Below are 8,368 nucleotides of genomic sequence, written 5' to 3' on the forward strand. Positions count from 1 at the left end.
GGCCCGGCGTTTTTTCCGGGTCCCGGTGATAGTATTCCCAGCAAAATGTTCCCCCATACGTCTTTTTTTGACCCCCCGTTTGTGCTAAAATAAGGTTCAATGATTCTAATAGAACGGCGCGTCAGAACCGCGCCGGGAGGAGTGACCTTTTTGCATCTTCAAGCGCCGAAAACTGTTTTGTGCATCCACGATCTGTCCGGCCTGGGCCGCTGCAGCCTGTCGGTGATCGTTCCCGTGCTGGCCGCCATGGGCTGCCAGCCGGTGGCGCTGCCCACGGCGATCTTTTCCACCCACACCGGCGGGCTGGGCCAGCCGGCGGTGCAGCTGTGCCAGGGGTACGGCGAGGCCGCCCTGGAGCACTACCGCTCGCTGGGCGTGTCCTTCGACTGCATCTACACCGGGTACTTAGCCAGCGAAGAGGACCAGCATCTGGCCGCCAAAGCCTTCTATCTGTGGCCCCAGGCCCTGAAGGTGGTGGACCCGGTGATGGCCGACCACGGCCGCTTTTACGCCGGCATGGAGGACAAGCTCGCCGGCATGCAGGCGCTGTGCCGCTCGGCGGACCTGATCCTGCCCAACCTCACCGAGGCCAGCCTGCTGCTGGGCTGGCCCATGCCCGAGGGCGAACTGAGCGACGAGGCCGCCCTGGAACTGGCGGGCAGCCTCTCGGCCCTGTGCCCCCAGGCGGTGGTGACCGGCATCCCCATGGGGCGGCACCTCTCCTGCGCGGGGGCCGGGCGCTCCAGCTTTGTGGTGCGCCGGCTGAAACTGGACCGCAGCTACCCCGGCACCGGCGATTTGTTCGCCGCGGTGCTCACCGGGGCGCTGCTGCGGGGCAACGCCCTCTCCGCCGCCACCGACGCCGCCGCCGGCTTTGTGGCCGATTCCATCGCCGCCACCGACCCAGAGGCCCCCACCGCCCTGGGCGTGTGGTTCGAGCCGCTGCTGGGCCGGCTGGCCCCCCGGGAGGTCTGAGCCATGCCCACCGTGAACATCGTGCTGGTGGAGCCCCAGATCCCCGAGAACACCGGAAACATCGCCCGCACCTGCGCGGTGACGGGCGCGCGGCTGCATCTGGTGAAACCGCTGGGTTTTTCGGTGGACGACCGGCATTTGAAGCGCGCCGGGCTTGACTACTGGCACCTGCTTGATATAACATATTATGAGGGGCTTCAGGACTTTTTTGCCCGCAACGACGGCCCCTTTTACTATTTCACCAGCAAGGGTCCCCAGCGGCACACCGACGTGGCCTACCCCGACGGCGCCTATCTGGTCTTCGGCCGGGAGGACGCCGGGCTTCCGGAAGAACTGCTGCACCAAAACCAGCCTTTCTGTGTGCGCCTGCCCATGCGGCGGGGCGTGCGCTGCCTGAATCTGTCCAATTCGGTGGCGGTGGGCGTCTACGAGGTGCTTCGCCAGTGGGATTTCGACGACCTCGAATCCCGGGGCCAGCTGCGTGACTATCAATGGGAGTGAGAGAGTACCTATGCGAAAGATCGCCATTCTGACCGATTCCGCCTGCGACATCCCCCCCGAACTGGAAAAGCAGTACGACATCGACATCCTGCCCTTTGTCATCACACTGGACGGCGTGAGCTATGTGGAGCGCCGGGACTTCGGCTTTGACGAATTTTATCAGATGCTGCGCGCCGCCCAGGGCGTACCCAGCACCGCGCAGGTCACCGCCATCCAGTTCTGCGAGCAGTACTGCAAATACGTGGACGAGGGCTACACCGACGTGGTGCATGTGACCATCAACTCCACCGGCAGCGGCACCTATGACGCGGCGGTGCTGGCGCAGAACATGCTGCGGGAAGAGCGCCCCGACCACAAACTGAACATCCACCTGATCGACAGCCACACCTATTCCTACGTGTACGGCGCGCCGGTGGTGCAGGCGGCCCGCCGCCTGCGCAACGGGGCCGAGGTGGGCTATGTGTGCGCCGAACTGGAGGCCGCCTTTGCCCGGCAGGAGATCGTGCTCTCCGCCTTCAGCCTCAAGCAGATGAAGAAGAGCGGCCGCATCAGCGCGGCGGCGGCCTTTGCCGGCGAGCTGCTGGGCCTGCGGCCCATCATCAGCCTCATCGACGGGGTGACCAAGGTGGAGGACAAGGTGCGCGGCGACGCGGCCGTGCCCGCCGCCATGATCAAGCAGGTGCGCAAGCGGATGGACTATCCCGACGGGGACGTTCACTACATGCTGGGCTGCACCGACATCCCCAACGTGAAGGAGCTGGAGAAGCTCTGCCGCAAGGAGTTCGGCCGCGGGCCGGACGCGGTGTTCAAGCTGGGCGCCGCCGTGGCCAGCAATACCGGCCCGGATGCCATGGCCATCGTTTACCAGGGCGTGCCCCGGCGCTGAGCCGCTCTGTTTTGACTGTTCCTTTCCGCCCGCGTGGGCCGTCTGTCACCATCCTCTGACGTGCGGTCCCCCGCGGGCGGTTTTTTTATCGTTGACCGATGGAGGTCTTTTTATGAATCTTGAACATATCCTTTGGCTCTTCCTCTGCTTCTCGGTGCTGGGCTGGGTGCTGGAGACCACCCTGGCCGCCATCCGCACCCGCCGCTATGTGGACCGCAGTGTGCTGTTCGGCCCCTGGTGCATCATCTACGGCGTGGCCGGCGTGCTCATCGCCGTGGGCCTGCGGGAACTGCGCTCCGACCTGCTGTTTTTGTTCCTGGGCAGCGCCGTGCTGGCCACCGTGGTGGAATGGCTGGCGGGCCACCTGCTGGAAAACGTGAGCCACACCCGCTGGTGGGACTACTCGAACCGCCGCTGGAACCTGGACGGCTACATCTGCCTGAGCGCCTCGGCTCTGTGGGGCCTCTTGGGCGTGGTGATGGTGAAGTGGGGCAACCCGCTGCTCACCTGGCTCTATGACCTCATCCCCGCCCCCGCGCGGCAGATCGTGCTGTGGGTCCTGGTAGGCGTTGTGGCGGTGGACGGCCTTGCCAGCGTGCTGACGCTGGCGGGCGTGGTGCACAAGCTGCCCGCGCTGGAAAACACCAGCCGCACCCTGAACGCCGTGAGCGCCCGGATGGGCGGCTGGATCCTCAGCCGCACCGAGCGGCGCATCCAAAAAGCCTACCCCCAGGCAAGCTTCGTGCACAAAAAGCGGGAAAAGGCCACCGTGTTCGCCGCCGGGTGCAGTTTTTCCAAGCTGTTTTTGCTGTTCTTCATCGGCGCCTTTCTGGGCGACATCGTGGAGACCATCTTCTGCCGCGTCACCGCCGGCGTGTGGATGAGCCGCAGCAGCGTGGTGTGGGGGCCCTTTAGCCTGGTCTGGGGCCTGGCGCTGGCCCTGGCCACCCTGCTGCTCTACCGCTACAAGGACAAGCCCGCCAGCTTCCTCTTCGTGGCGGGCACCGTGCTGGGCGGCGCTTACGAATACCTGTGCAGCGTGTTCACCGAGCTTGTCTTCGGCACCGTGTTCTGGGATTACAGCAAGATCCCCTTCAACCTGGGCGGGCGCATCAACCTGCTCTACTGCTTCTTCTGGGGCTTTGCCGCCGTGGCCTGGTTCCGGCTGGTCTACCCCCACTTCTCCCGCTGGATCGAGGCCATCCCCATCACCCCCGGCCGCATCATCACCGCGGTGCTGGTGGTGTTCATGGCCGCCAACATCGGCGTGAGCGCCCTGGCCATGGGCCGTTACAGCCAGCGGGCTCAAGGGCTGCCCGCCACCGCCTCCTGGCAGGTGTGGATGGACGAGCACTACCCCGACGAGACCATGAAGCGCATCTACCCCAACGCAAAGCGCACCGACTGAGCGCAAGACGCAAAAAGAGCCCCGCGGCGGTTGCCGCGGGGCTCTTTTCTTTGTGCTTATTCGGCCGCGCTGTCCGACGCAGGCTCGGAGGCGGCGTCCCCCTCCGCAGCGGCGCTGTCGGAAGAGGAGGTGCTGTCGGTGGGCAGGCTGCCCGCGCCCTCGGCGATGGCGCTGGTGGGATCGAAGTAATCCTCATAGTCCATGTCGGTCTCGGGGGCGGTGGCGGCGGCGCTGGAGCTGGGCTCCATCTCGCTGACCTCAAGGGCGGTCAGGTAATAGGTGCGGTCCACCTTTTCAAACACATAGTCCATATACTTGGTGGGCTCGGTGGGGGCGGAGAGGCTGAAGTCGCCGTTCAGGCCGGGGGCGGGCACATAGCCCACCGTGACGTACAGCTTGCCGCTCTTCTTTTTCAGCTTTTCCACCTTGGGGGTGTACATGCCCACCTGGCCGGTGACGGGTATGAGGTAGCACTGCTTCTCCTCGTCGTACTCGAAGGTCATGTCGCCGCCCACGTTGTTGAAGGTCTCGTGGGTGAGCTCATAGTCCGGCCCGAAGAGGGCGGCCGCCGCGGCGTCCACCTCCACGGCGGGCAGCAGCAGGCTGTCGGTGTTGGGGTCGCGCTCGTAGGCGTCCAGCCCGGTGGCGCTGTTCTGCGCGGCGGACACGGCGGCCCAGATGGAGGCCTCCTTGAACAGGGCCGGGTCGGCCTGGTCCAGGCTCTCAAAGGGCAGCGGGTCCAGCATGACCAGCGCCTGCAGCCGATCCTCGTATTCCAGTTTTTCGTCGGTGTTGTCAAACAGCACCGCCACGCCGTTCACCGCCGTGGCGATGACAGTGAAGCCGCCGATGAGCACCAGCACGCAGATGGCGAGGCCCAGCCACTGGCGGGCGCGCCGGCGCTTGTGACGCTCGTGTTCCTGTTGGGAAATGGTGTTTGCCATGGGTTTTCTGTCCCCTCCTTGCATGGGATGCGGTCAGCGGATCTGGCCGCTGCCCAGAATGATGTATTTGTAGCTGGTGAGCTGCTCAAGGCCCATGGGGCCCCGGGCGTGCAGCTTCTGGGTGGAGATGCCCATCTCGCACCCCAGGCCGAACTCGCCGCCGTCGGTGAAGCGGGTGGAGGCGTTCACATAGACCGCCGCGCTGTCCACCCGTTGGGTGAAGGCCGCGGCCGCCGCCTCGTCGGCGGTGACGATGGCCTCGCTATGGCCGGTGGAGTGGCGGGCGATGTGGGCCGTGGCGGCCTCCAGGCTGTCCACCACCGCCACCGCCAGGATGTAATCGAGGAATTCGGTGTCGAAGTCCTCCGGGCCCGCCGGGGTGCCGGGGATGAGGGCTGCTGCGGCTTCGTCCAGCCGCAGCTGCACCGGCGCAAGGCCTTTTTCCTCTCTCTGCGTCAGCAGTCGGTCATACAGGCGGGGCAGAAAGGCCGGGGCCGCGTCCCTGTGCACCAGGCAAACCTCGGCGGCGTTGCACACCGAGGGGCGGCTGGTCTTGGCGTTTTCCACGATGTCCAGCGCCATGTCCAAATCGGCGGCCTTGTCCACATAGATGTGGCAGATGCCGGTGCCGGTCTGGATGACGGGCACGGCGGCGTTCTCCACGCAGGCGCGGATGAGCCCCGCGCCGCCTCGGGGGATAAGCAGGTCCACAAGGCCGGTGGCCCGCATCAGCTCGGTGGCGGAAGCGCGGCTGGTGTCCTGCACCAGGGCCACCAAGTCGGCGGGCAAGTGCGCGTCCGTGAGGCCCAGTTTCAGGGCGTTCACGATGGCGTTGTTGGAGCGGAAGGCCTCCTTGCCGCCCCGCAGCACGCAGGCGCTGCCGCTGGCAAGGGCCAGGGCCGCCGCGTCGCTGGTGACGTTGGGGCGGCTCTCGTAGATGATGGCGATGAGGCCCATGGGCACGCTCACCTGCCGGATGACCAGCCCGTTGGGGCGGGTCACCTCGCTCAAAACGCGGCCCAGCGGGTCGGGCAGGGCGGCCACGGCTTCCACGCCGGCGGCCATGGCCTCCACTCTGGCCTCGTCCAGCCGCAGGCGGTCCAGCATCACCGGGGCCACGGTGGCCTTGGCGGCCTCCAGGTCCTCGGCGTTGGCCGCAAGGATGGCGGCGCACTCGCTGCGCAGGCGGGCGGCCATGGCCCGCAGGGCGGCGCGGCGCTCCTCGCCGCCGGTCAGGGCCAGCGCGCCCATGCTGGCGCGGGCCGCCAGAAGAAGTTCACGGGTGGTCATCGGGCGGCCTCCTTTCGGGCCAGAAAGCGGGTGCCCGCTTCGCCCCCCTCAAAGACGGTGTAGAGCACCGCGGGGTCGCGGCCGTTGGCGATGACCATGTCCGCCCCCGCTTCGGTGACGATCTTGCCCGCCCGCAGTTTCGTGGCCATGCCGCCGGTGCCAAGGCTGCTGCCCGCGCCCCCCGCCAACGCCTCCACCTCCGGGGTGATGGCCTGCACGCGGCGCAGCAGCTGCGCCTCGGGGTGGGCGTGGGGGTCGGCGGTGTAGAGGCCGTCGATGTCGCTCAAAATCACCAGCAGCTCCGCCTCCAGGCTGCGGCACAGCCGGGCGGCCAGGGTGTCGTTGTCGCCCACGGCGATCTCGGCGGTGCTGACGGTGTCGTTCTCGTTCACGATGGGCAGCGCCCCCAGCTCCAGCAGGCGGGCCAGGGTGTTGTGCAGGTTTTCGCTGCGCTCCGGGTCCGCCAGGTCCTCGCTGGTGATGAGGATCTGGGCCACGGTGTGGCTGTATTCGGAAAACAGCTTGTCGTAGGTGTACATCAGTTCGCACTGGCCCACGGCGGCGGCAGCCTGTTTGGTGGGCATGTCCGCCGGGCGGCCGGGCAGGCCCAGCTTGCCCACGCCCATGCCGATGGCGCCGGAGGACACCAGAATGATCTGATGCCCGGCGTTCTTCAAATCGCTCAGCACCTTGCACAGCCCCTCGATGCGGCGGATGTTCAGCTGCCCGGTGGCATGAGCCAGCGTGGAGGTGCCCACTTTGACCACAGCTTTCAAGCCCGGTCCCCCCTCTTTACAGTCGGATACAGATTAAAGTATAGCATAAACCGGCCCGCAACACAAACGCCGAACGATGGACTTTTTGTGAAATAATGGTATAATTTTGCCAGACAATACTCCGGGCCGGCCCGTTTGGCCCGCAGAAAAACGAGGTTATAACGATGTACCGATTCACCAACGATTACAGCGAAGGGGCTCACCCTTCCATTCTTGAAGCGATGACCGCCACCAATCTGGAGGGCAACTTCGGCTACGGCTGCGACCCCCACTGCGAGCACGCCGCCGCCCTCATCCGCCAGAAGATCGGCCGCCCGGACGCGGACGTGCACTTCTTTGTGGGCGGCACCCAGACCAACGCCACCTGCATCTGCGCCTTCCTGCGGCCCCACGAGGCGGCCATCGCGGCCCATTCCGGCCACATCTGCGTCCACGAGACCGGCGCGGTGGAGGCCACCGGCCACAAGTGCATCGCCATGCCCGCCGCCCCCGGCGGCAAGCTGACCCCGGAGCTGGTGCGGCAGGCGGTGGCGGCCCACCCGGACGAGCACATGGTGAAGCCCCGTCTTGTGTATGTGAGCAACACCACCGAGGTGGGCGGCGTGTACACCACCGCCGAGCTGGAAGCCCTGCGGGCGGTGTGCGACGAGCTGGGCCTGCTGCTCTATCTGGACGGTGCGCGCCTTGCCAGCGCCCTGGCCTGCGGCGGGGCCTCCTTTGAGGACCTGGGCCGGCTGTGCGACGCCTTCTACATCGGCGGCACCAAGAACGGCGCCATCTTCGGCGAGGCGGTGTGCATCATGAACCCGGCCCTGAAGCCCGACTTCCGCTACATCCTCAAGCAGCACGGCGGCATGCTGGCCAAGGGCTGGCTGCTGGGCGTGCAGTTCGAGCAGCTGATGCGCAGCGGCCTTTATGAGGAGCTGGGCGAGCACTCCACCCGGATGGCCCAGCAGCTGGCCGAAGGCCTGAAGGGCCTGGGCGTGGAGTTCCTGTTCGAGAGCCCCTCCAACCAGATCTTCCCCATCCTGCCCGACGAAGTGCTGGCAAAGCTGGAGGGGGCCTTCCACTGGGAAGTGAACGCCACGCTGGAGGGCGGCCGCAGCTGCATCCGCCTTGTGTGCAGCTGGGCCACCCAGCAGGCGGCGGTCACCGCCTTCCTGCTGGCGGTGGAGCAGGCGCTGAAAGACTGCCCGGCCTGCCTGTAAGATCACAAGCCCTTTGGGGATAAGGAGGAAGTTTTCCATGACGCAAGCACAACAGCGCTCGGCCGCAAAACGTTTTGCAGCTGACTGGGCTGACAAAGGCTACGAAAAAGGCCACAGTCAACCTTTTTGGCTTTCTCTGCTTCGTGATGTTTACGGTGTGGAGCACCCTGAACAATTCATCTTTTTTGAGGATCAGATCGTACTGGACCACACCAGTTTTATCGATGGATTTATCCCCACCACCCATGTGCTTATCGACCATTGTTTCATTTTCCAAGGGCAATTCTGTCACTTCTGTTCCATTCACCGGGACAGGGAAGTTGAAGATAATCTTCCTAATCCAGTTGCCATCCGGCTGCTTTTCCGGGAATAACTCAATC

Annotated in this window: 8 protein-coding genes and 1 pseudogene; 6 read left to right on the forward strand and 3 right to left on the reverse strand. The window is 65.6% G+C overall.

The features are described 5' to 3' along the window. The first annotated feature begins 150 nt into the window (after nt 1-150). From ACMI1Q_RS06195 to ACMI1Q_RS06210, 4 genes are all read left to right on the forward strand, one after another. The gene (locus ACMI1Q_RS06195; RefSeq protein WP_419067276.1) at nt 151-975 is read left to right on the forward strand and encodes a bifunctional hydroxymethylpyrimidine kinase/phosphomethylpyrimidine kinase; all 825 of its coding nucleotides are present in this window, start codon (nt 151-153) and stop codon (nt 973-975) included. A gap of 3 nt (nt 976-978) precedes the next feature. Continuing rightward, the gene (locus ACMI1Q_RS06200; RefSeq protein WP_330058216.1) at nt 979-1,476 is read left to right on the forward strand and encodes a tRNA (cytidine(34)-2'-O)-methyltransferase; all 498 of its coding nucleotides are present in this window, start codon (nt 979-981) and stop codon (nt 1,474-1,476) included. A gap of 10 nt (nt 1,477-1,486) precedes the next feature. Further along, nucleotides 1,487-2,362, forward strand: a complete 876-nt coding sequence (locus ACMI1Q_RS06205; RefSeq protein WP_177521955.1) for a DegV family protein — start codon at nt 1,487-1,489, stop codon at nt 2,360-2,362. 112 nt (nt 2,363-2,474) lie between these two features. Beyond that, on the forward strand, nt 2,475-3,770 hold the full coding sequence (locus ACMI1Q_RS06210; RefSeq protein WP_419503151.1) for a putative ABC transporter permease: 1,296 nt from the start codon (nt 2,475-2,477) through the stop codon (nt 3,768-3,770). 56 nt (nt 3,771-3,826) lie between these two features. On the opposite strand, the gene ACMI1Q_RS06215 is transcribed toward ACMI1Q_RS06210, so the two are convergent. Genes ACMI1Q_RS06215 through proB form a run of 3 tightly spaced genes read right to left on the reverse strand, consistent with a single transcriptional unit; the run spans nt 3,827 to nt 6,780 of the window. Next, the gene (locus ACMI1Q_RS06215) at nt 3,827-4,714 is read right to left on the reverse strand and encodes an Ice-structuring protein (RefSeq protein WP_330058220.1); all 888 of its coding nucleotides are present in this window, start codon (nt 4,712-4,714) and stop codon (nt 3,827-3,829) included. A gap of 33 nt (nt 4,715-4,747) precedes the next feature. Further along, a complete protein-coding gene (locus tag ACMI1Q_RS06220) occupies nt 4,748-6,004 on the reverse strand; it encodes a glutamate-5-semialdehyde dehydrogenase (protein ID WP_419503152.1) in 1,257 nt (418 codons plus the stop codon). Then, entirely contained in the window at nt 6,001-6,780 is a 780-nt protein-coding gene (proB, locus tag ACMI1Q_RS06225; protein ID WP_394980976.1) for a glutamate 5-kinase, read from the reverse strand. The genes ACMI1Q_RS06220 and proB overlap by 4 nt, the downstream gene beginning before the upstream one ends. A gap of 164 nt (nt 6,781-6,944) precedes the next feature. Between proB and ACMI1Q_RS06230 the strand changes: the two genes are divergently transcribed. Continuing rightward, nucleotides 6,945-7,988, forward strand: a complete 1,044-nt coding sequence (locus ACMI1Q_RS06230; RefSeq protein WP_419503153.1) for a threonine aldolase family protein — start codon at nt 6,945-6,947, stop codon at nt 7,986-7,988. A gap of 37 nt (nt 7,989-8,025) precedes the next feature. Further along, nucleotides 8,026-8,247 (forward strand): annotated as a pseudogene (locus tag ACMI1Q_RS06235) (type IIL restriction-modification enzyme MmeI); the annotation flags it as partial. Nucleotides 8,248-8,368 lie beyond the last annotated feature (121 nt).

This window comes from Candidatus Allofournierella excrementavium (genome assembly GCF_048526665.1).
Classification (GTDB): Bacteria; Bacillota; Clostridia; order Oscillospirales; family Ruminococcaceae; genus Allofournierella_A; species Allofournierella_A excrementavium.

Excerpts from the sequence above, each read along its gene's own strand:
- ACMI1Q_RS06215 (WP_330058220.1), bottom strand. The coding sequence starts at position 4,714 with ATGGCAAACACCATTTCCCAACAGGAACACGAGCGTCACAAGCGCCGG.
- ACMI1Q_RS06200 (WP_330058216.1), top strand. The coding sequence starts at position 979 with ATGCCCACCGTGAACATCGTGCTGGTGGAGCCCCAGATCCCCGAGAAC.
- ACMI1Q_RS06205 (WP_177521955.1), top strand. The coding sequence starts at position 1,487 with ATGCGAAAGATCGCCATTCTGACCGATTCCGCCTGCGACATCCCCCCC.
- ACMI1Q_RS06220 (WP_419503152.1), bottom strand. The coding sequence starts at position 6,004 with ATGACCACCCGTGAACTTCTTCTGGCGGCCCGCGCCAGCATGGGCGCG.
- ACMI1Q_RS06210 (WP_419503151.1), top strand. The coding sequence starts at position 2,475 with ATGAATCTTGAACATATCCTTTGGCTCTTCCTCTGCTTCTCGGTGCTG.
- ACMI1Q_RS06230 (WP_419503153.1), top strand. The coding sequence starts at position 6,945 with ATGTACCGATTCACCAACGATTACAGCGAAGGGGCTCACCCTTCCATT.